Source organism: Allobosea caraganae (genome assembly GCF_003351345.1).
Classification (GTDB): domain Bacteria; phylum Pseudomonadota; class Alphaproteobacteria; order Rhizobiales; family Beijerinckiaceae; genus Allobosea; species Allobosea caraganae.
Window position 1 is genome coordinate 16785 of record NZ_QQTO01000019.1, and the last position, 21069, is coordinate 37853.

Annotated in this window: 15 protein-coding genes and 2 pseudogenes; 11 read left to right on the forward strand and 6 right to left on the reverse strand. The window is 63.9% G+C overall.

Annotated features, from left to right (window positions below; translation table 11 throughout):
* Nucleotides 1-70 precede the first annotated feature (70 nt).
* From DWF00_RS08275 to DWF00_RS08305, 6 genes and pseudogenes are all read left to right on the forward strand, one after another.
* Nucleotides 71-763 (forward strand): winged helix-turn-helix transcriptional regulator, encoded by a 693-nt coding sequence (locus DWF00_RS08275; RefSeq protein ID WP_114827958.1) that lies wholly within the window; start codon nucleotides 71-73, stop codon nucleotides 761-763.
* A gap of 206 nt (nucleotides 764-969) precedes the next feature.
* Nucleotides 970-1458, forward strand: a complete 489-nt coding sequence (locus DWF00_RS08280; RefSeq protein ID WP_114827141.1) for a hypothetical protein — start codon at nucleotides 970-972, stop codon at nucleotides 1456-1458.
* A 219-nt stretch (nucleotides 1459-1677) separates the two neighbouring features.
* Nucleotides 1678-2450 (forward strand): annotated as a pseudogene (locus tag DWF00_RS08285) (IS3 family transposase); the annotation flags it as partial.
* Between the two features lie 146 nt (nucleotides 2451-2596).
* The gene (locus DWF00_RS08290; protein WP_114827142.1) at nucleotides 2597-3571 is read left to right on the forward strand and encodes an alpha/beta fold hydrolase; all 975 of its coding nucleotides are present in this window, start codon (nucleotides 2597-2599) and stop codon (nucleotides 3569-3571) included.
* 196 nt (nucleotides 3572-3767) lie between these two features.
* Complete coding sequence (locus tag DWF00_RS08300) at nucleotides 3768-4445, forward strand: isochorismatase family protein (protein WP_114827959.1); 678 nt, start codon at nucleotides 3768-3770, stop codon at nucleotides 4443-4445.
* Nucleotides 4446-4498: 53 nt separating this feature from the next.
* Nucleotides 4499-5128, forward strand: coding sequence for a pyridoxamine 5'-phosphate oxidase family protein (locus tag DWF00_RS08305; protein WP_114827143.1), 630 nt, complete (start codon nucleotides 4499-4501; stop codon nucleotides 5126-5128).
* A gap of 29 nt (nucleotides 5129-5157) precedes the next feature.
* On the opposite strand, the gene DWF00_RS08310 is transcribed toward DWF00_RS08305, so the two are convergent.
* Nucleotides 5158-7869, reverse strand: a complete 2712-nt coding sequence (locus DWF00_RS08310; protein WP_245973795.1) for an ATP-binding protein — start codon at nucleotides 7867-7869, stop codon at nucleotides 5158-5160.
* Nucleotides 7870-8676: 807 nt separating this feature from the next.
* On the opposite strand from DWF00_RS08310, the gene DWF00_RS08320 reads away from it, so the two are divergent.
* The 5 genes from DWF00_RS08320 to DWF00_RS08340 all read left to right on the forward strand — a co-directional run bounded on the left by DWF00_RS08320 (nucleotide 8677) and on the right by DWF00_RS08340 (nucleotide 16777).
* Nucleotides 8677-10497 (forward strand): TPR end-of-group domain-containing protein, encoded by a 1821-nt coding sequence (locus DWF00_RS08320; RefSeq protein WP_147283613.1) that lies wholly within the window; start codon nucleotides 8677-8679, stop codon nucleotides 10495-10497.
* A gap of 405 nt (nucleotides 10498-10902) precedes the next feature.
* A complete protein-coding gene (locus DWF00_RS08325; RefSeq protein WP_245973796.1) occupies nucleotides 10903-11847 on the forward strand; it encodes an HlyD family secretion protein in 945 nt (314 codons plus the stop codon).
* Nucleotides 11847-14189, forward strand: a complete 2343-nt coding sequence (locus DWF00_RS08330; RefSeq protein ID WP_114827147.1) for an ABC transporter permease — start codon at nucleotides 11847-11849, stop codon at nucleotides 14187-14189. Before DWF00_RS08325 ends, DWF00_RS08330 begins: the two co-directional genes overlap by 1 nt.
* Nucleotides 14179-15159 (forward strand): HlyD family secretion protein, encoded by a 981-nt coding sequence (locus tag DWF00_RS08335; protein WP_114827148.1) that lies wholly within the window; start codon nucleotides 14179-14181, stop codon nucleotides 15157-15159. The genes DWF00_RS08330 and DWF00_RS08335 overlap by 11 nt, the downstream gene beginning before the upstream one ends.
* A gap of 70 nt (nucleotides 15160-15229) precedes the next feature.
* Nucleotides 15230-16777: a mechanosensitive ion channel family protein gene (locus tag DWF00_RS08340; protein WP_425453106.1), complete on the forward strand. Its 1548-nt coding sequence runs from the start codon at nucleotides 15230-15232 to the stop codon at nucleotides 16775-16777.
* Between the two features lie 390 nt (nucleotides 16778-17167).
* On the opposite strand, the gene DWF00_RS08345 is transcribed toward DWF00_RS08340, so the two are convergent.
* From DWF00_RS08345 to DWF00_RS08365, 5 genes and pseudogenes are all read right to left on the reverse strand, one after another.
* Nucleotides 17168-18637 carry a Na/Pi cotransporter family protein gene (locus tag DWF00_RS08345; protein WP_114827961.1) on the reverse strand — a complete coding sequence of 490 codons (1470 nt, stop codon included), beginning with the start codon at nucleotides 18635-18637 and terminating at the stop codon, nucleotides 17168-17170.
* A 57-nt stretch (nucleotides 18638-18694) separates the two neighbouring features.
* Nucleotides 18695-19117 (reverse strand): NUDIX hydrolase, encoded by a 423-nt coding sequence (locus DWF00_RS08350; RefSeq protein ID WP_245973797.1) that lies wholly within the window; start codon nucleotides 19115-19117, stop codon nucleotides 18695-18697.
* 75 nt (nucleotides 19118-19192) lie between these two features.
* A complete protein-coding gene (locus DWF00_RS30100) occupies nucleotides 19193-19774 on the reverse strand; it encodes a phosphoribosylanthranilate isomerase (protein WP_210207828.1) in 582 nt (193 codons plus the stop codon).
* 52 nt (nucleotides 19775-19826) lie between these two features.
* A pseudogene (locus DWF00_RS30105) lies at nucleotides 19827-20171 on the reverse strand (aldo/keto reductase); the annotation flags it as partial.
* Nucleotides 20172-20381: 210 nt separating this feature from the next.
* Entirely contained in the window at nucleotides 20382-21014 is a 633-nt protein-coding gene (locus tag DWF00_RS08365) for a MarC family protein (RefSeq protein ID WP_114827151.1), read from the reverse strand.
* Nucleotides 21015-21069 lie beyond the last annotated feature (55 nt).

Below are 21069 nucleotides of genomic sequence, written 5' to 3' on the forward strand. Positions count from 1 at the left end.
CTGTACTAGAGCCGCCTTTTGCATGAGACTGATCCGGTACCATTCGCCAATAGAACAGCGGGGGCTCGAAATGGACGAGCGCGGCGGCTATGGCCAATTCTGCCCGGTGTCGATGGCGTCGGAGATCCTGTGCAGTCGCTGGACGACATTGGTGGTGCGCGAACTGCTTTGCGGCAGCACCCGGTTCAATGATCTGAGGCGCGGCGTGCCGAAAATGTCGCCGGCGCTGCTTTCCAAGCGCCTGAAGGAACTGGAGCGAGCCCAGGTAATCACCGTGTTGCGCAAGACAAACGGCTCGGTCGAGTATCATTTGTCTGAGGCGGGCGAGGAACTGAGGTCTTTGATCATGGGCCTCGGCAACTGGGCGCAACGCTGGATGGAGTCGCGGCTCTCATTGAAGAACCTCGATCCGTCGCTCCTGATGTGGGACATGCGGCGCAGCCTCAATGTCAAGCTGTTGCCGGAGCGCCGCTGCACGATACAGTTTCTGTACCCAGAGCTACCAAGCGCGCAAAAGAGCTGGTGGTTAGTGGTGGACGGCGGAACCGTCGACCTCTGCAATTTCGATCCCGGTCACCAGCTCGATCTCCTCGTCCAGAGCTCTTTGCGAACAATGACGGCGATCTGGATGGGGCTGACGACGATCAAGAAGGAGTCGGATTGCGGCGAGCTGGAGATCGATGGCGATCCGGCGCTTGCCCGCTCGATGCAACAATGGCTGGGACTTAGCGCCTTCGCCTACGAACCACGGCGGGTACAGTAATCGGCAGACGGCTGCATAGCGCCAACTCCAGACGTTCGGTGCTGACCCGAAAGCGGACGGCGGTCTCTGGTCATTTTCTGCGCCCGCCCGATGGCGGAACCTTGCCCCAACCGGTGGCCTAGCGCCTTGGACAAGCGCAGTTGCATTCAGCATGATCACATCGACGCCGACCGTCCCGTGGCGCCACAACGACAGGAGCAAGCTTTTTGGCCAGGCTCGCGAGCATCATCCTGGTATCGGCTGCTTGGATGGCCTCATTTGGCAGTTTGGCTGTGGCCGCCCAGATGCCGCTGGGTTGCTTCAGCCGCACCTATGACACAGCGCATTTGCGGATACATCATAGCCAGCAGGTTCAGCGTCTCTGGATCCGCTTCGAGGAGTCCCGTTACGATCCTGGCAAGATCGACTTCGGCATGAATCTCTGGGTCAGGAGCCAGAAACAGATATGGCGCGCGGGCGGGCGCTGCAAACCGAGCGGCAGAGGATTGAGATGCCAGCCCGACACTGACGGTGCCTCCGAGCTTCTGGTCACGCTTGAGGGCCGCAACCTACGCCTCACAAGCCCCGGCAAGCTGAAAATCTTCGATGATGTAACCGGGCCCGATCTGAATGAGAGGTTGATCGGAGGTTCGGCGGACTCAACCTTCCTTCTGCAGGCAACGCCGGACGCTGCCTGCAAGGACGCCCGCCCGTGAGCACGCTCTTGGTCATGCGGTATCGCTCATCTTGGCGCGCATGACGGCTTCAACGGCTCCGCGCCAGGAGGCGACCTTGGCGCGCAGCCGATAAGCGGACATTCCTAAGCCCACGCGCAATAGCTGAGCCTCCGACCTAGGGGCTCGATCAGCGTATATGCCGCGCTATTGGTGATATCGTGCTCGATACGGCTGCACGGCGCGAACAGCCTGCTCGGCGATCCGACCAAACTCTCGATCCGGGCGAGGCGCGATGCTGCCCTGTTGCCGGAGGTCAAACGGGTTTTTGACGAGAACTTCCAGGTGCATAGCGTGCGCAAGGTCTGGCGGTAGATGAAGCGAGAAGAGCGTCAACTCGCTCGCTGCACCGTGGCGCGCCTGATGCGAAGCGCAGGGCTGCACGGTGTGATCCGTGGCAAGCCCATGCGCACCCCGGTGGCCGACAAGGCGGCGCCATGCCCGCTCGATCATGTGAACCGGGTTTTCCGTGCGCCCGCGCCGAACATGCTTTGGCTCTCGGACTTCACCTACGTCAGCACCTGGTCGGGCTTCGTCTATGTCGCCTTCGTCATCGACGCCTACGCCCGCCGTATTATCAGCTGGCGGGTGTCCCTCGACGCGCTGGAGTAGGCCCTGCATGAGCGACGGCCCGTCCACCGCGGCGGCCTCGTGCATCATTCCGACAGGGGGTCCCAATACGTCAGTATTCGATACTCCGAGCGCCTCGCCGAAGCCGATATCGGGCCCTCTGTCGGCAGCGTCGGCGACTCTTACGACAACGCTCTCGCCGAGACGATCAACGACCTCTGCAAGGCGGAGCTGATCCACCGGCGCGGCCCCTGGCGGAGCTTCGAGGCGTCGAGTTCGGCACGCTGACCTGGGTCGACTGGTTCAACAATCGCCGGCTGCTGGAGCCTATCCGCAACATCCCGCCGGCCGAGGCCGAGGAACGCTACTACGTTATGCTGGACAAACCAGCCACGGCGGCGTGACTCAAAGAAATGGTCTCCGACGAATCCGGCGCGGTTCAGGTCCAACTTTTTACCCTTATTTATCCCAGGGCCGAAGTCCGCTGCTGATAGTCCTCTTTTCAGAGGTGCTGATGTTCGATCCGCACCCATCTGGAAAGGAAAAGATCATGAACAGACATCTCGTCGGCGCCACCATCGCAATTCTTGTAGCCATCTCTCCCGTTGCGGCCGAAGCCCGCTGCGTCCCGAACAACACAGTCATCGCCGCGAAGGCTGTTCCCGTCATTCAGTACAAAAACACGACGATCGACGGTGTGAAGGTCTTCTACCGTGAAGCCGGCCCGAAGGACGCGCCGGTCCTTCTGCTCCTGCACGGATTTCCGACCTCGTCACACATGTTCCGCAACCTCATTCCGCTGCTCGCGGACCGCTACCGAGTGATTGCGCCCGACTATCCCGGCTACGGCCAGAGTGACGCACCCGACCACACCAAGTTCGACTATACATTCGCGAACCTGACCAACATCGTCGACAAGCTGACCGAAAAGGTCGGAGCCGATCGATACAGCATGTACGTCATGGATTACGGCGCACCGATCGGATACCGGCTCGCGCTCAAACATCCCGACCGGGTCGAAACCCTGATCGTGCAGAACGGCAACGCCTATACGGAAGGCCTCGCCGCATTCTGGGATCCGATTAAGGCCTATTGGGCCGAGAAGACGCCCGAACGCAGGGAAGCACTCGCCAGCCTGGTTACGCTCGAGACCACGAAATTCCAATATACCGACGGGATGGGCGATGTCGCGAGGATCAGCCCCGACAACTGGGTCGTCGATCAGGCCTTGCTCGATCGACCGGGCAACAAGGACATCCAGCTGGATCTCCTTGGCGACTACGGTAGCAATGTGCCGCTTTACCCGCAGTTCCAGGCCTTCTTCCGCGATCACAAGCCGCCAACGCTGATCGTCTGGGGCAAGAACGACAAGATCTTCCCAGAGTCCGGCGCGCACCCCTATCTTCGGGATCTCCCCAACGCCGAGATGCACATTCTCGACAGCGGCCATTTCGCCCTCGAGGACAAGCTCGACGTGATGGCGCCCCTCATCCGAGATTTCCTCGCCCGCAAGCTTTGCAAATGAAGTGTCCCGCGGGGCCACGGCCCCGCGGCCAACATCCTGAAAGGAAGAAACATGACCTTCCCGGCGCCGAACTTCATTTTTTCGACACCGGACATTTCGCCCTCGAAGACAAGGCGGACGAGATGATCCCCGTCATGCGCGACTTCCTCGCGCGAAACCTACCTCAGTGACTGAAACTCAAAGAAGGATGACGACCATGTACAACAGCAAATCCAAGTCGAGCGTGCTTCCGACCGGTGGCGGCGCGGCCCTCATCGATCCCTCCGACGCCTTGATCCTGCTTCTCGATCACCAGTCGGGGCTGTTCCAGACGGTCAAGGACATATCGGTCTCTGATCTCCGCCGGAATGTGGAGATGATCGCCAAGCTCGCCACGCTGCTGGACATCCCGGTCATCACGACCGCCTCGGAACCTGCCGGCACCAACGGTCCGCTGATGCCCGAGATCCACGAATATGCACCGCACGCCGTCTATGTGCCGCGCAAGGGCGAAGTGAATGCATGGGACAATGACGATTTCGTCGCCAAGGTTCGCTCGAGCGGCCGCAAGACTCTCATCATGGCGGGCGTCTGGACCAGCGTCTGCGTGATGTTCCCTGCGCTCGACGCCCGCGCCGCCGGCTACGACGTTTATGCTGTCCTCGATGCGTCGGGGGATCCGAGCGAAATGGCCTCACGAATTTCGCTCGCCCGCTTTGTGCAGGGCGGCGTCAAACCGACATCGACCAACGCACTGCTGTCGGAGCTTCACCGCACCTGGGCACGGCCCGAGGCTGCCGAACTGGGCAAGCTCTACGGACTTGTCGCTCCCAACTATGCGGCCGTGGCCGAGAGCTACGCGCGTGCGCAACAAGCCGCGAGAGAGGCGAGCTAGGCTCGCATTCGACCGGTGCCCTGCGAACTGACAACACAGCAGCGAGACACGACATGACTTATGGTTTCATGGATATCGCGTTGACACCTGCAGTTCGCAGGGCGCAAGCGGAAATGGGAGCGGATCGTCTCTGGTCCGACTTCAAGGGGCACCGCGAATTCGATCGGTTTTCGGCCAGAGAGACCGCATTCATTGCAGAGCGCGACAGCTTCTATATGGCCTCGGTTTCGGAAACAGGCTGGCCCTATATCCAGCATCGCGGCGGGCCTGCGGGCTTTCTCAAGGTCCTCGACGATCGCACGCTCGCGTTCGTCGATTACCGGGGCAATCGCCAGTATATCAGCACCGGTAATCTGGCGGAGAACAATCGAGCATGCTTGTTTCTGATCGACTATCCGGCCCGCGCCCGCTTGAAGATCTATGCCCGTGCCGAGAAGCTGGCACTCGACGCGGATCCGGCGCTCACGGCCGCAGTCACCGACGGTGACTATGGCGCCAAGGCCGAACGCATTTTCAGACTGAAGCTCGAGGCGTTCGACTGGAACTGTCCGCAGCATATCGTGCCGCGCTACACGGAAGCCGAATTTTTGGCGGCCTCGCAGATGCTTCTGGACAAAGTCACTCTGCTCGGGCGGGAAAATGCGTCGCTACGAGAGCGCCTCGACTCACGGCGAAAGGGTTGAGCGGCGGCAATCATCGAAGGAGCGCCAGATCAGCGTAGGTCCAATGCAGCCATGGCAAGTTGGGTCCGCTTGGTCGCTCCGCCTGCACCGATGGCACGCGCGCAATCCAAAGATTTTTGCAAATAGCGCATCGCCTTGTGTGGCCGCGCGTTGCCGGCTTCGATCATTCCCGCGACGCGCCAGAGATCCGGATGCCACCAACGTTCTTCGCGAATACCGATTTCTCTAAGCACTGCGCGCAGACTATCCTCGGCAAGTTGCATTTCGCCCACGGCAATATAGGCCTCCGCCATCAGGCTGCGGTAGAAGGGCACGCGAGCACGCCAGCCGCCCCGGAGCAATCCGGTGATGCTGTCCTGCATCAAGGTGAAGCCGGCTTTGTCGCCTTTAGCGGACTGGATAGCGCCCGCGAAAAACACGGCTGTTCCCTCGTAAATGCCGACGTTTTCACGCCGGCTGACTTCGGCCAGCTGCCGCTGAAGCTGCAAAGCAGTTTCCAGTTCGCCCTCGACGAACGCGATCGGAAGGCCCGCCAGCGAGATCGCATTGCCGAGCGTTATCATGTGATCGAGATCGGCGGCCCGATCGATGGCCCAGCCGGCCAGACTGGAGGCACGAGCAGGATCACCTTCTAACCAGCACAAAAATGCCCGAGACAGACGAATGGCAGCGGGCAAATCGACTTGGGACCGGGCAAGACCATGACCCTCTTCCAAGTGACCCCAATCCTGCATCAGTGCCTCCAGACGGGCCGATGCCGAATTTAGCTCGCCTGCGTAGATTTCGATATGCGCCAACAGGCGCTTGCCGTCGGGCGCAGCCGCCCAGTCCAAACCCTTTGCTGCCGCAAATTCATTCATGCTGCGTAACGCCGTGAGCGGCCGACCGGAATAAAGAAGAAAAACGGCCTGTCCGCACACCGAGCGTATTTGCAATTCGGCGTCGCGCGATCCGCTCGCATGAAAGATGCTTTCGCGCCAGGCGTCGTCGGTTTGCGGGTGCATGTGGCGCGCCAGCGTCATGGCCCATGCCCGCGCCGTGGAAAGCCTGGCTCGGGTCAGAGGCGCGAGCCCTGGCAGGGCTGCGCTGTTTTCGCTTGCAAGGTCGATGGCCGCCAGCATTTCCCTGAACGCCGAAAGTTCTTGCCACAGCGGCAACGCAGCGACCACCAGCTCGACGCCCAATTCGGCGTCGCCCGCAGGATCGAACGCCCACCCGATCGCGGCTCGGACATCGTCGATCTGCCTGCGATATTTCCGTAACCATTCGCGAGATGTCTGGGATGACCGTTCCCGCTCGGCGAGCTGCAGCTTATCTTTGATCCGGATGGCAAACTGTCGCCTTGCTTTTTCCCTGTGGCGTGAACTGAAAAGACGCCGCGCAGCATAGGTGCCGGTGCTCTCGGCCAGCCTGTAGTTCACAGTCCCGCCGTCGTATTCCGCAGAGACGAGCGATTTTGCCACAAGCTGCGAGAGGGCGTCACGTCCTGTCATCGGCTCGAGGGCGCCGGCGGAATACAGGGCCTCCACGTCGTCGGCGTTGAAGCGGCCCGAAAACACCGAAAGCAGATCGAGCAAGACGGCCTCGCGGTCGGGAAGAAGCCGGTAGCTCCAGTCGAGAGTGGCCTCCAGCGTCTGGTGACGCAAAGGCGCATCCCGTGCGCCCCTGCTCATCGATTCAAAACCATCCTTGAAGAGATCATCGAGTGCCGAGGGCGCAAGGAGGCCGGCCGTGCCGGCGGCCAGTTCGATCGCGAGTGCCAGGCCTTCCAACCGTGTGCAGATCGAGACGACGTTCCGGACATATTGGTCCGTCGGTTCGGCAACGCCTGAGCCTTGCGCCTTGGTGATGAAGAGCTGGACCGCTGGAAACTGCATCGCGTCGCTCGTGGAGAGCGCCATCGTCTGGTCTGGATAAGCGAGCCCGGAGAGGAAATGGATCTGTTCCTGCCGCGTCCTCAGCGGCTCGCGGCTAGTCGCGAGGATACGGGCAGCAGGAACCTCTGATGATATCCGCTCGACGATCGTCGCGGCCATCGCAATGACGTGCTCGCAATTGTCGATGATCAAAGGCAGCTTGTTGCTCCGAAGAACGTCGATCACGCCTGCGATCGGATCGTCAAATCCAAGCGAGACACCGAGAGCGGTGGCAATCGCGGGCACGACGAATCGGGGATCGCTGAGCGTCGAGAGGTCTACAAAGGCAGTGGCTTCGCCTGCACCGCAGCAACGCTGAGCAACGGTGACCGCAAGTGACGTTTTTCCGGCTCCGCCTGGCCCGACGATAGTGACATAACCCGGTTGATCGAGCTGCCCGGAGATCTGCCGGATCGCGTCATCGCGACCGAGGAGCGGCGGCACTTGCGGCGGAGCGGTATGATAGCTCGCGACTGCAGCAATGTTCCGTGCTGCCGCTGGGCGATCGCTCTCCACCGCGGCGACGAACTTGTAACCGCGGCCGGCGATCGTTGCGATGTAATCCACGGCAGGATCGAGTTCGGCCAGCGAGCGTCGAAGGTTGCCGACATTGACCTTCAAGTTATGGTCGTGAACAATGTAGTCCGGCCATACGTGCGCGAACAGATCGGCTTTGCTGACCACCTCGCCAGCCCTGGCCACGAGCAGGGTCAGTATATCGAAACCTCGCCCCCCGAGCGCGACGGTTTGTCCCTTGTGCAGGAGGGCCTGGGCCTCTGGCAGCAACCGGAAATCGCCGAAATGGTAGGCGTTTTGCTTCGTCAAGGCACGGGCCCCGCCGTCGTTCGACACTTTGCCCTCACAAATCGTAGACGTTATATCGCATGAGCCCATTATCAGTCGTCACGGGACTTCGGCGCTAGATTCTTCGGCTAACATGCACGCTAGACCTTGTGACCTGAGACCCTTTTATCCTCCGAGCTGAGGGAGAGTCCTAGGTTTCATTGATCCGGTCCCATTTCTTGGACCGCCGGAGAGTGGAGTTTTCCGGCCTTTATCACGGCGGCGGGCTGGGTTCGCCCACCGGGGTTCTGTAACGAGATCGGCGGCTTATGGCCAATGGCGTCGTGCGGCCGATCCTCGTTGTAGTACCTGCGCCGAACCGGAAGTTTGGCCGCTGTCGATCTCTCAGCGTCGAGATCGAATCCGTCCTGTAAGCTGGCCCAAAATCGTCTGTCGGATGTCGCGCGCCCCCCAGAGCGGACTTTCCCAACGTCGGCAAGGGGCCAAAGCCGGCTGCGCGGCACATCGCTAAACTGAACCGCCCGAAACCGGACGCTCCAGATGTCAGGAAAGGGCCAGAAGCGCCGGACGCTGGTCCGGCCGAGATGCGCCAATAGCGGACGGCGGCCTGATGCCAAGAAGCAGACATTAGATCGGCTGGCCTGCCTGGACGTCGCACTTGATCACCACAGAGCGAAGCGTGATCTGTTTGCACCGCGCTGGCGAACGGGTTCTGGAAGATCATCTGCATGCGCTTGTACCGGTCGCGCAGCGTGCGCCGACCTCCCTCATGGAGCGCTTGGCGGCTCTGCATCATCGGCCTATGCCTAAGTCTGATCGCCCGGACGGTTGTTCCGGACGGCCGTATTCGTCGTGGCAAGCAAGAGAGCGCCATTGGAGTCCCTCACACCTTCGCCGCCGGATGTCTTGGCGCAACTCGACAGGCTGCAGTCGAGCGCAGCCTTCGCAGGTTCCGAAAGACTGATCGTACTCCTGCGCTTCATCGTCGCCGAAGCGCTCAACGGCGCCGGCGGCTCCCTGAAAGAAACCGTGATCGGCAACGCCGTCTACGGGCGCGAACCCGCTTATGATCCGCGCATCGATTCCACCGTCCGCGTCGAGATGCGCCGGCTGCGCCGCAAGCTGAAGGACTACTATACCGCGGACGGCCCGGCCGATCCCGTGCTCATCACGCTGACGACGGGCCACTATGTGCCCTCCTTCGCCTGGAACATGCCGAAGCTGACGGCGACACACGCAGATGGCAATGCGCTGGACGTCAGCGGCCCGATCTTCGAGAAGGGCTCGGGCGCCGCCCTGGCTATCATGCCATTTCGCGCGCTTTCGCGCGATCCCGAGGACGAGACCTTCGCCGAAGGGCTGACGGATGAATTGATGTTCGCGCTCGGGCGGGCGAAGGGCTTGCGGATCGCGTCGCGGGCTGCCGTCTATCAATATCGGGACAAGCCCTATTCTCCGGTCGAGCTCGCAAGCGCCTTCGGATTCGATGCGATCCTTCAAGGGGCCGTGCGGCGCGAGGGCGAGATGATCCGCGTCACGGTCGAGGTCTGCGATCCCAGGGGCTTCGTCGTGCTGTCCGACCGCTTCGACGCGCCGGGAACGGAGCGCATGCAGCTTCAGGAGCGGATCGCGGCGACGATGCTCAACCGCATTCGCCTCGACAGCTCCCATATGAGCGCCTTGCAGATTCGCCCCGGTCCCGCCGCGTTGGAAGCCAACGCCAAGATCTATACGGCGCGGCAGCTCCTCGACCGCCAGACACCCTCGGCCCTGCACGAGGCGCTCCAGTTTTTTGCCGATGTCAGCCGGACCGCTCCGGATTACGCCCGCGGCCATTCCGGCATCGCCGATTGTCATTGCGACCTGTTCCGGCTGGGCCTCATCGATCACGCGGCCGCTTCTGTCGCGGCGAAGCGCGCGGCGCGCAGGGCTCTGGAGATCGATCCCAGATCTGTTGAAGCGCATACGGCCAGCGCCACCATCGCGGCCTGGCTCGACCGGAATGGGCCCGAAGCCGAAGCCTGGTTCGAGAAGGCCCTGCGACTCGGCGAGAATGCGCGCGCGGCCAGGCTCCATGCCGTGCTCCTGACGATCTTCGAGCGGCATGACGAGGCCGAACGGCGGTTTCGCGAAGCGCGTGCGATCGAGCCGTTCTCCTCCCAGCAGGACATCGCCGAATCCCTGAGCCACTATCAGGCCCGCCGTCACCATTTGCTGATCGGCGACGCGGCGGCTGTGCGAAACGGCCCCAGGCAACCTGTCGAGGCCCTTTTCTACAGGGCCTTGGCCGAGATCTTCGCCGGACAGCCCGAGCTGGCGCGCCCGCTGGCGATCCTGATCGAGGCCGAGGCAAGGGGTCGCAGGGACCTCGTCTTCGCCCGGGCCGAGATCGAGGCCTGGCTTGGCGAGCCTGAGCGCGGCCAGGCGCTCCTGACATCCCCGAACGGCGAGGCGACGGCTTTCGCACGCGCAACGCTCGCGGCGGCCCTGCGCGACAACGAGCGCTGTCTCGAGGCCATCGAGGTTGCACTGGCGCGCCGCGAGCTCTCGACCGTGTGGCTCAGGACCGATTCGCGCTTCGACCACCTGCGCGGCTCGGACCGCTTTCAGCGGTTGCTGGACCAGCTGAGCGCGCAGGCGGCGGCATAGCAACGCGCGGCGCTGCACCCTCAAAGCGCCGGCGCTTGCATCGTGAGACGCTGTTCGTCTCACCGTTAGTTCCCGGTAGCTCACTCCTGCTCGGGGCGGCGCGCGGTTAGGTCTTCCCGGCCTGAAGCGTGCGCCAGTGATGTCCGGGGGCACAGGCAATCCTGGCGCAGGACGCGCGCCGCTGTTGCGAGAATGGAATGATGTGTGCTGCAGGCTGCAGGACAGCGTCATGCCGGCTGGAAGAGCTCCGTAATGGTTGAGCCGATGAAGCCTGCTCCCGACGCCCATGTCGCTTCTTCGGAGCTGCCTCAGGAAGCTTCCGGGGGCGGGACAAATCCGGATGCGCAGGGAAATTCGGTTTCGCAGCGACAGATAACGCCCGCGGCGGTCATCGTCATATTGTCCGTGGCGGCCATCATCGGGTTGTCGCTCTGGTATGTCGCCCAGCCGCAGCCGCTTCTGGTGCAGGGCGAGACCGATGCCACGAGGATCGACATTGCCGCCCGTGTCGATGGCCGCCTCAGTCAGCGACCAGCCTCGCGCGGCGACAATGTCGTTGCCGGGCAGATTCTGGTCGCGATCGAGAACCCGCAGCTCTTGACCAAGCTCAAGGAGGCTGAGGCTGCCAGGGCGGTCGCGCTGGCGGATTTCGCTCGTGTCCAGGTCGGGACGCGGCCGGAGGTGATTGCGGCGCGCAAGGCTGCGCTCGCAGCGGGAGAGGCCTCGGTGACGCTGTCCCAGCAGACGTATGACCGGGTCAAGCAGCTCGCGGAGCGCGATTTCGCCTCGACCCAGCGGCTGGATGAAGCGACGGCCTCGCTCGATGTCGCGCAAAGAAGCGCCGAGCAGGCGAAGCTCGCCTATCAGGAAGCCGTGGCGGGATACACGGCCGAGGAGCGCGGCGTGGCCCAGGCCAACGTCGCCAAGGCGGAGGCCGCGATCGCCACGCTGGCGGCGCAGGTCGCCGAACTGACCGTGAAGGCCCCCGCTGCCGCGCAAGTCTATCAGGTCGGCGCGGAGCCCGGCGAATATGTCTCGCCGGGCGTGCCGCTGCTCTCACTGGTCGATCTCAGCGATGTCTGGATGCGCTTCGACCTGCGCGAGGACCTCGTCAAGGGCCTGAAGCCCGGTGACAGGTTCGAGGTCAAGGTTCCCGCGCTCGACGACCGACCCGTCACCGTGGCGGTGCGGACCATCGCGACGCGCGGCGAATATGCCGGCTGGCGCGCCACCCGCGCCACGGGCGATTTCGACCTGCGGACCTTCGAGGTCAGGGCCTATCCGATCGCGCCGCTGCCGGGTCTGCGGCCCGGCATGAGCGTCTATTTCGACCGCGCCGGGGCGCGCTGATGTCGATGCCCGAGGCAACCGGCCTGCTGGCGGTCGCGGCGCGGGAGGTGCGCTGGATCTGGCGCGACACGGTTGCGCTTGTCCTCGTCGTCGCGATTCCGCTGATCGCCTTCGCCCTGCTGGCCGGAACCTTCAGCAATGCGGTGATCCGGGATCTGCGCGTGGATATCGTCGATCAGGACCGGACGCCGACTTCGGCGGCCTTCATCCAGGCCGTCAACGCGGCGCCGGGCGTCAGCGTCGCCAGGCCCTCATCCGAACTCAACGACGCGATGCATGCGATCCGCTCGGGCGAGGCGATCGCCACCGTCTACCTGCCGCGCGAGCTGGAGCGCGACATGCTGGCGGCAAAGCGGCCGGAGATCGTGATCTTCTACAACAAGCAGTATTTCACGCCCGGCAATGTCGCGTCGAGCGCGCTGCAGGCGGCGCTCTCATCCGCTGCGGCTACGATGACTGCGCCTGCCGCGAGTAATTCCGCCTATGCGCCGGGAGCCCTCGTCGTCGAGCAATATGTGCTGACCAATCCGGCCCTCAACTACGCCCAGTTCCTGCTGCGAGCGATCCTGCCGACCGTGCTCCACGTCATGATCGCGATCGCGGCCGGCTATGCCGTGGGGTCGGAATTCGCGGGCCGCGACATGGCGGGATGGCTGCGCGTGGCGGGCGGCAGCCCGTTGACGGCCTTGACGGGAAAGCTTCTGCCCTATTTCGGCATCTTCATCGTGATGATGGCGGTCGGGCTCGGCGTCATTCACGGCCTCTACCAGATCCCGTTTCGCGGCGAGGCGCTGTTGATGGGGGCCTCGGCCTGCCTTCTCGTCACCGCCTATCTCGCTTTGGGCGCGCTCTTCCAGCTTCTCGTCAGGAATCTGGCGACCGGTCTGACCCTGACCGGCATCGTCTGCTCGCCGGCTTTCGGCTTCGCCGGCGTCGGCTTCCCGGTCCTGGCGATGGGCGCGTTCGGCCGAGCCTGGGGCTCGCTGCTGCCCCTGCGCTGGTACATCCAGATTCTGTTCGACCAGGCAGCGCGCGGCGTGCCCGCGCGGGATTCCCTCGAACCTTTCCTGGTCCTGGCCGGTCTGGCCGCCCTGTTCTTCGGCCTCGCGCTGCTGCGGCTGCGCGCGATCGCCCGCCGCCCGCTGCCGCCGCGGGAGGCGCCTGCGGATTTCGACCGGGGCGGACGGCTCGGCATCGTGCGCGCCTTCGTCCATGAATATGGCCGCATCCTGCGCGATCGCGGCGCCTTCGGCCTGATCGTGCTCGGCCCCATTATCTATGGCGTGTTCTACCCGCAGCCATATCTCGGACAGCTCATTCGCGGCGTGCCGATCGCGGTCGTCGACAATGATGCGTCCGATCTGAGCCGGACGGTCATCCAGGCGCTCAACGCCCATGAGGCCGTCTCGGTGGCGACCAGGACCGCGACGCTCGCCGAGGCGCAAGCCGCGCTCGCCCGGCGCGAGGTCTTCGGCATCATCAACATCCCGGCCGGGACGCAGCGCGAGGTCCTCAAGGGCAACAGCGCAAAGCTGCCGGCCTATGTCGATTCCGCCTATTTCCTGCTCTACAGCCGGACCTTGCAGGGCATCCTGGAATCGGTCGGCACGGTGACCGCCGAGCTTGCAGGCCGTGGCGCGAGACAGGATGGCAGCCTCTATCGCGCGGCACTGGCGAAGGGCTCGCCGGTGGTGATCCTCAATCAGCCGCTGTTCAACCCGACCGGCGGCTATGCCAGCTACATCGTGCCGGCGGCCTTCGTGCTGATCCTGCAGCAGACCCTGCTTATGGGCGCCGCGACCGTCGGCGGCATCGCATTCGAGCGCGGCGGCCAGGCCGCGCGCCGCCGCCGCGGCCTCCCCGCCGCCGTGATCGGGCAGGCTCTCGCCCATCTGCTGCTCGCCCTGCCGGGCTTTGCGCTCTATCTCGTCGTGCTGCCACGCATCTACGGCTTCACCAGCAGCGACCACCTTCTCGACATCCTGGCCTTCGCGATCCCGTTCATCCTGTCGGTCAGCTTCCTCGGCCAGTTCGTCGGCGCCTGGTTCAAGCGGCGCGAAACGGCGGTGCTGCTGCTGATCGCGATCAGCCTGCCGCTGTTCTTCCTCGTCGGCGTGGCGTGGCCGCCTGAAGCCATTCCTGAAATCCTGCGTCGGATCAGCGTGATCTTCCCCAGCACCTCGGGCATCGACGGGCTCGTCCGCATCAACCAGATGGGCGCATCCTTCGTCGATGTCGCAGCCGATTGGCGCCGGTTATGGCTCCTGACCGGCATCTACGCCGCGCTCGCCATGCTGGCGGCCCGTGTTTCGGGGCCATGGAGATCGTCTTATGGGCGCTAGGCGGAAAGTCCTGCTTCTGGCCGGTGCCCTGCTGCTTATCGGGCTGGGGGGCGCCCTCCTCTACGGCCGGCGCGGCGAGGCGGCTTCGGTCGCGATCGCGGGCATGGTCCGTCAGACCGAAATCCGCATCGCTCCCGAAATCACCGGCAGGCTTGCCGCGATCCCGGTGTCTCCGGGCCAGCCCGTCCGCAAGGGCGATCTGGTCGCGACCTTGGACACCCCCGAACTCGCCGCCTCCGTCGCCGAGGCGCGCGCCGCCGTGGCGAGCGCCCGGGCGGAGCGCGACAGGGTCCATTCGGGCGTCCGGGCCGAGGAGGTCGCGATCGCCGCCCAGGCTGTCCGAACGGCGCAGGCCAACCTGCTCCTGGCGCAGCAGCACAATGACCGTGCCGTCGCGCTGTCGGCCCGCAGTTTCACGAGCCGCCAGCAACTCGACGAGAGCAATGCCTCGCTTGCCAAGGCGCATGCCGATCTCGACTTGAAGCAGGCGCAATCCACGGCAGCGCAAGCCGGCCCCATCGCCGAGGAGCGCGCGCTTGCCGATACGAAGGTCGCCCTGGCGGAAGCGGCGCTTGCCGATGTCCAGGCCAGGCTCGACAAGACCAGGCTGACCGCTCCGGCTGACGGGACGATCGGCATCCGGGTGGCGGAGCCGGGCGAGATCATCGCGCCCGGCAAGCCCGTGGCGACGCTGCTGGTGGCTGGCGGATACTGGTTCGGCTTCACGCTGCGGGAGGATTATCTGCGCGGCCTCGCCTTGGGCGAAACGACCTCCCTGACGCGCGCCGATGGCAGCCGCCTCGCGGCACGCGTCACCGAGTTGCGACCGCTGGGAGAATTCGCGACATGGCGGGCCGCGCGTGCGGTCGGCGATCACGATCTCAACAGCTTCAGGGTCAGGCTGGACCCCGTCGCCGGGAGCGATGGCCTCGAACCGGGCATGTCGCTCTGGCTACAGCGCGGTCCTTGAGCCAAACTCCGCCAGGACAAGGCCCGGCTCGCTTGCTTCGGGCCGCAGCATCCGGCAGCGCGGCATGAGCGTGGTTCAATCCGAGACGATCCTGCAATTGCTGGCCGACCCGATGGTCCAGACCGGGCTGATGGCGGTGGCAGGCGCGCTGGTCACGCGCGTCGCGCTGCGGCACCATCCCGCCAAGCGCCTGTTCGGCCAGGTGCTGTTCTTCGCGGCCTTGACGGCCCTGCTGCTGTATCACGGCATCGTGCCCTACCAGGCAGCGCCGCCCGAGACGGCCGCTCTCCAGCATGTCTTCGTCGGCATCGCGAAAATCATCTGGTGGATCAATGCGGCCTGGGCGCTGATTGCCTTCGTCCGGGTGTTCCTGATCTTCGAGAAGCAGCCCCGCGAGGGGCGGCTGATCCAGGACCTCGTCGTCGGGACGATCTATCTCGGCGCGCTGCTGTCGGTCGTCGCCTATGTCTTCAGCGTGCCGGTGGGAACACTCGTCGCGACATCGGGTGTCGTGGCCATCATCATCGGCCTCGCATTGCAGAGCACGCTCAGCGACGTCTTCTCCGGTGTCGCGCTCAATATCGGCCGCCCCTATGCGGTCGGAGACTGGATCGTGCTCAATGACGGCATCGAGGGGCGGGTGCTGGAAACCAACTGGCGCGCGACCCATCTGCTCAACGGCGCCAACGATCTCGTGGTCCTGCCCAATAGCAGCCTCGCCAAGGCGACCTTGACCAATATGAGCAGCCCCGAGCGCAGCCATGGCGTCAAACTGATGGTGTCGCTGCTGCCCACAAAACCCCCTCGCGTCCTGGTCGAGGCGATGCGCGATGTGCTGCTGAGCTGTAATGCGACCCTGAAGAGCCCGCCGCCGGCCGTACAGATCAAGAAATTGACGGGAACGTCGATCGACATCGAATTGTCGTTCCGCGTAACCGACATATCGAGATCCGGAGCCGCCAGGAACGAGCTCTTCGACCTGATCTACCGTCACGCGCTGGCGAACGATCTCAAACTCGTCCCGATCGCCGATGACCAGGCCGCCCCCGCGACGATGTCCTCGGGCGGGACACGCTCCGAGATCGAAACATCCCGGCATCGGACCACGCCGCTGCGGTTGCTCGACGCGGTTCCACTGTTTGCAACCCTGACCGAGGACGAGAAGGAAGTCCTCGCAGCGGCGATGGTCCGGCGGACCTTTCGCAAGAACGAGATCGTCGTCGAACAGGGCACGACGCTGCAATCGCTGATGGTCCTTCGCAGCGGCGTCGCGGTCGTGACACGGGCCAAGGCTCGCCAGGAGATCGAACTGGGGCGCCTCGCGCCCGGCGATTTCTTCGGCGAGGGAGGACTGCTCACAGGCGCCAAGGAACCGGGAACCATCAAGGCGCTGACGCTTGTCGTCATCTACGAGATCGCGCAGCCGAGCCTTGCCCCATTAATGCAGGATCGCCCGGTCATCGCCGAGGATCTGGCCATGATCTTCGCGCGTCGCATGGATAATGAACGGCAGCGATCGTTGCCGGAAAGCCGTGCCGTCGAGCCCGGCTCGGTACAGCGCCTGGTCGAGCGCATGCGCCATATCTTCGATATCAAGCACGCTGGCGGCGACGCCTGAATTCGCCTGCGGCGAGGCGTTTCTCGATCCCGGCGCCAACACGGATGTCCGGCATCGTCAGGCCCCGGAACTGAATGGATTATTCGCGCGCATGATCGGGCAGCCCTGGACGTACTCCCCGGGTTTGCCGCACGATACGGCATCGTGATCCTGAGAACCGATGATAGGGCCGATGCCGAGTTGTCGAAGGAGCGCCGCGTCGACACGCGCGCCGCAAGCGCCAACAGCAGACGTTGAGCCACCGCCTAGAAGCGGACATTCATATCCGGTGGAGTGGGGGCCGTTTGCGCCCCTTAGCGGAATTCCGTTTCGAACACGTGGCAGCGCAATCCGTCAAATCGTCGCCAAGTTCGCTTTCCTCATCGATTTGGTCGCGATCGACTGCTGGAGTCAGTCGGATAGGGATCCTCCGCCAATCCGACTGGGCAGCAATTCGCCCATGCGCTCAAGAACCGGATAGGCCGCGGCAGCGACGATGTAGCTGTTCACGAGCTTGATGTTGCGCAGCAGGTCGAGGTGCATCGCGCTCGTTTCTGCGACGTCGCGACGGCGAGCCCGCAATCGATCGACATGGGCTCGCGTGGCTGCCTGCTCGGTATCGCGAAAAATTGCTTTCTCTTCCGCCAGCAACCGGGCGGCGCGCGGATCGTCCGTCATGAACAGAGAGGCGGCGGTTCGTAGATTGCTACTTAGGCGATCGAACATGGACAGGAGGTCGGCCTCTTCGTCTCTTGAGAAGCTGAGGCCACGTTTCAGGCGTTTCGAGGCGTGCGGCAGCAGGTTGCGGGCGATAACGTCGCCGGCATGCTCCATGTTCATGGCAAAGGTCAGGATCTCCTCAAGGCGCCGATGGTCCGCGTCGTTGAGCTCATCGGGATCGATTGACGTCAGATAGGTCTTGATCGCTGTGTTGAGATGGTCGAGCACGTCGTCGAAGCGCCGTTCCAGCAAGGCCGCGTAAGGCGTCAGCAGCGGCAAGAAGAGCAGCGCGAGAACAGCATTGAAGACCAGGTGGAAGCTCGCCACCGCACGCGCCTCGTCGGGCTGGATCGTGACCATGAAGGTCCCGATCGCGGGCAGGAATGCCAGGGCCAGGACGACGCCGACGAGCCGTGTCAGGAAATTGCCGACCGGAAGGCGCTTGCCGGCGGGATCGCTACCGGAGCTGCCCTCGATGATCGGATTGAGCGCGGTTCCGAGGTTGGCGCCGAGCACGAGCGCGAATGCGGCAATCGGCGGCACCGCGCCCTTGCTGGCCAGCGACATGATCAGCAGGACCACTGCCACGCTCGAATGCATCGCCCAGGTGACGCTGGCAGCCAGCAGGACCGCGATGAGCGGCTCGGTGCTGATCGCGCCGAGCAGCAGCCGCAGGCTCGGCACGTCCTCGTAGGGGGTCATCATTTCGAGCAGGCGATGCAGCGCCAGCAACATCAGGCCAAGCCCGATGAAGACGCGGCCCAGATCGTGCGTGAGCGGGCTGGAGTCGCGGCGAAACATCAGGACGCCGATCAGAACTAGCACCGGCATCAGTGCCGAGACGTCAAAGGATAGGACCTGGACGATCAGCGTCGTCCCGACATTGGCCCCGAGCATCACGGCTAGCGCCGGCGCCAATGCGACCAGGCCGGCCGCCGTGAAGCCCGCCATCATCAGCCCGGTCGCCGTGCTGCTCTGCAACGCGGCCGTGCCCCCCACTCCCGCGAGAAAAGCCCGGCCGCGGTTGCGCAGCGCGTTGCCCAGGATGCTGCGGAGCCTTGGCCCGAACGCGCGCTGGACGCCCGTCTGGACCATATGCGTGCCCCATAGCAGGAGCGCGATGAAGCCGGCGAGATCGACGAGTGTAAGCGGAAAAGCCATCGTGCTGGCCTCCTTGGCAAGCAATCTAATCAAGCTTGAGGGAGTGGATCACCGCTTTCAGGCCCGGCTCCTCGACCAGGTCGGCCGCGTCGCCAGCTTGAACCATTGGTGCCGCCGCTGATCGCGCTCCGGCCAATCGTCTAGGCGCCCCGTGACGGTGAGCAAAAAGAGCTTCACCTCGCACAGAAGCATATAGTCCTCCATCCGCTTCCAGTAGAGGTATCGGCCCATCGACTTCCTGCGAATGGTTCCAATGGCGCCGGCTTCCTCCTGCGCTTCGCGCGCGGCGGCCTCATGGGCTTTGAGCCCCTTGATCGGCCAACCCTTCGGAACGGTCCAGCGCTTCGTGGTCCGGGTGGTGACCAGGAGAACCTCGATCGAGCCATCCGGCGAGTGGCGGACCGGCACGGCACCGACCTGCAGTCGGGCCTTTTCCGGTACGCGCCGCGTCTTCTTTATCGACTCGCCGATGCGCTTCATGATGTGAAAAGTCTAGACTACGATGCACTCCGGGACTCAACTGCTGGGTTAGCGGTCTGGCGTCAGCTTCCGACCTTAAGCCGAGTTCAGAGCTTCATCCGCTTTCCGCACGGATAAGGCAAAGGCCGCCAATTTGCTCGGATCCAACCGGCCTGCAATCCGGACGCCCAAACTCAGGTCGACGCCGAACGGCCTTACCTGTCGGATGGCGTCACCGACATTCGCGGGGGAAAGGCCGCCCGCGAGGAACACTGGGAGACGGCTGGACTGAACAAACTCGGCGCTTATCGCCCAATCGTTCTGTCGACCTGTTCCGCCCAATTCCGGCGTCGCCGCGTTGGGTTGGCCCGAGTCGAGCAGGAAGGCGTGAACGTACGGGCTGTAGATTGGGATCATCTCCAGCGCTGCGCGGCTCTCGACGTGAACAACCTGAACTCGACGCACATGAGGCTCGATGTCAGCCAGACGAGAGGACTCGGCCGGATCGATATTCCATAGAATTTGGACGGTGGTCGGACGCGTACTGCGCACATGGGCAGCTATTGCGTCGGCTGTCCGCTCGACGGTCAGCAGGAATGTAGCGACTGAAGGCGGTGTGAATTTCGTGATCTCGGCGACAGCAGAGTCTCCGATGTTGCGAGGGCTGGAAGGCCCCACACAATTGAAGCCAAGAGCGTCGACGCCAGCTTCTACGGCCAGGCGGGCTCCAGTGCAGTTGCAGGAGATCGAGGCGCTCCACCCGCAGGTGCTTGAGGCTCGCCTCGCAGCCGGTGCGGATGGCCTTGCGCCGGCCGTCCTTGTAGGCGACGCCCGGCCCCATCTTGGTCTGTCCGCATTTGGTCGCGATGACGAGCCCGTCCGGATAGGGCTGGAGCGACTGGGCGATCAGGGTCTCGTTGAGCCCCGCCCCGTAAGCATAGGCCGTATCGATCAGGTTGACGCCGATCTCGAGCGCGCGCAGCAGCACCTGCCCGGCGCCCTCCGGGTCCGGGTAAGGCCCCCAGTTGCCGGGCTGCCCGGAGAGCCGCATCGCTCCGTAGCCGAGGCGCGACACCGGAAGGTCCCCGCCGATCCGCGGGTCGTCTCGATGGCGGGCTCAGCCATGTCGGTTACTCCTGTCCCGGCGGGTAAACTGTGCTTGGCGACGTTCCGCGACCCGTGACAAAACCGCAAGATCGGTCGAGCGCCTCATGTCGGCGACTGCGCCGCGCCATTGAAGCTCATCCGGCACGGGCTTGCGTCTGCAGGATAAAGCCGCCCTTCGCTAGATTTCCGGAAGACGAAGCCACAGGGCGACCGCGCTCAGCACCATGTTGACGGCGAGGGCTGCGAGGAGCAGCCCCATGATCCTGCGGATGAGATTTGCACCGTTCGCGCCGATCAGGCGCCGCAGCGTCTCGCTCAGCAGAAAGACGCCAAGCATGACGGCAAGGACTGCGGCGAGCGCGACGATGGTAAGCGCCTGCTGGAGCACGGTGTCGCGATTGTTGTCCATGAGGAGGACGATGGTGAGCATCGCCCCGGGCCCGGCGATGATCGGCGTCGCGAGCGGATGAACTGCGACGGACATAGCGGAATCTCCCTTCTCGGTCTTGAAGGGAGACGCCGGGGCATCGCCAAGCACCATGTTCAAGGCGAACACAAAGACGATCATCCCGCCCGCGATCTGGAACGACCGCCGCGAAATGCCCATTGCATGCAGCAGCATCGGTCCGGCCAGCGCGAAGATCGTCAGGATGCCGAACGCGATGACGATGCTGAAGCAGGCGGCCCGGCGGCGCTGGGATGCGCTAAGGGTGGTCGTCGCCCCGAGAAAGAGAGGCAGAAGGCCGATGGGGTTGAGCATTGCCCACAGGACGACCAGCTGGGTCGTGAAAAGCCGATAGTCGTCGAGCACGCGGTGCCGCCTCGTCCTTAGCTGCAGTTTGGCTTGGATTGCTCGCCCTGCCGAT

Bases quoted from the DNA above. Each gene is read 5' to 3' on its own strand.
- DWF00_RS08275 (WP_114827958.1), top strand. From the start codon at position 71: ATGGACGAGCGCGGCGGCTATGGCCAATTCTGCCCGGTGTCGATGGCG.
- DWF00_RS08290 (WP_114827142.1), top strand. From the start codon at position 2,597: ATGAACAGACATCTCGTCGGCGCCACCATCGCAATTCTTGTAGCCATC.
- DWF00_RS08300 (WP_114827959.1), top strand. From the start codon at position 3,768: ATGTACAACAGCAAATCCAAGTCGAGCGTGCTTCCGACCGGTGGCGGC.
- DWF00_RS08305 (WP_114827143.1), top strand. From the start codon at position 4,499: ATGACTTATGGTTTCATGGATATCGCGTTGACACCTGCAGTTCGCAGG.
- DWF00_RS08330 (WP_114827147.1), top strand. From the start codon at position 11,847: ATGTCGATGCCCGAGGCAACCGGCCTGCTGGCGGTCGCGGCGCGGGAG.
- DWF00_RS08335 (WP_114827148.1), top strand. From the start codon at position 14,179: ATGGGCGCTAGGCGGAAAGTCCTGCTTCTGGCCGGTGCCCTGCTGCTT.
- DWF00_RS08345 (WP_114827961.1), bottom strand. From the start codon at position 18,637: ATGGCTTTTCCGCTTACACTCGTCGATCTCGCCGGCTTCATCGCGCTC.
- DWF00_RS08350 (WP_245973797.1), bottom strand. From the start codon at position 19,117: ATGAAGCGCATCGGCGAGTCGATAAAGAAGACGCGGCGCGTACCGGAA.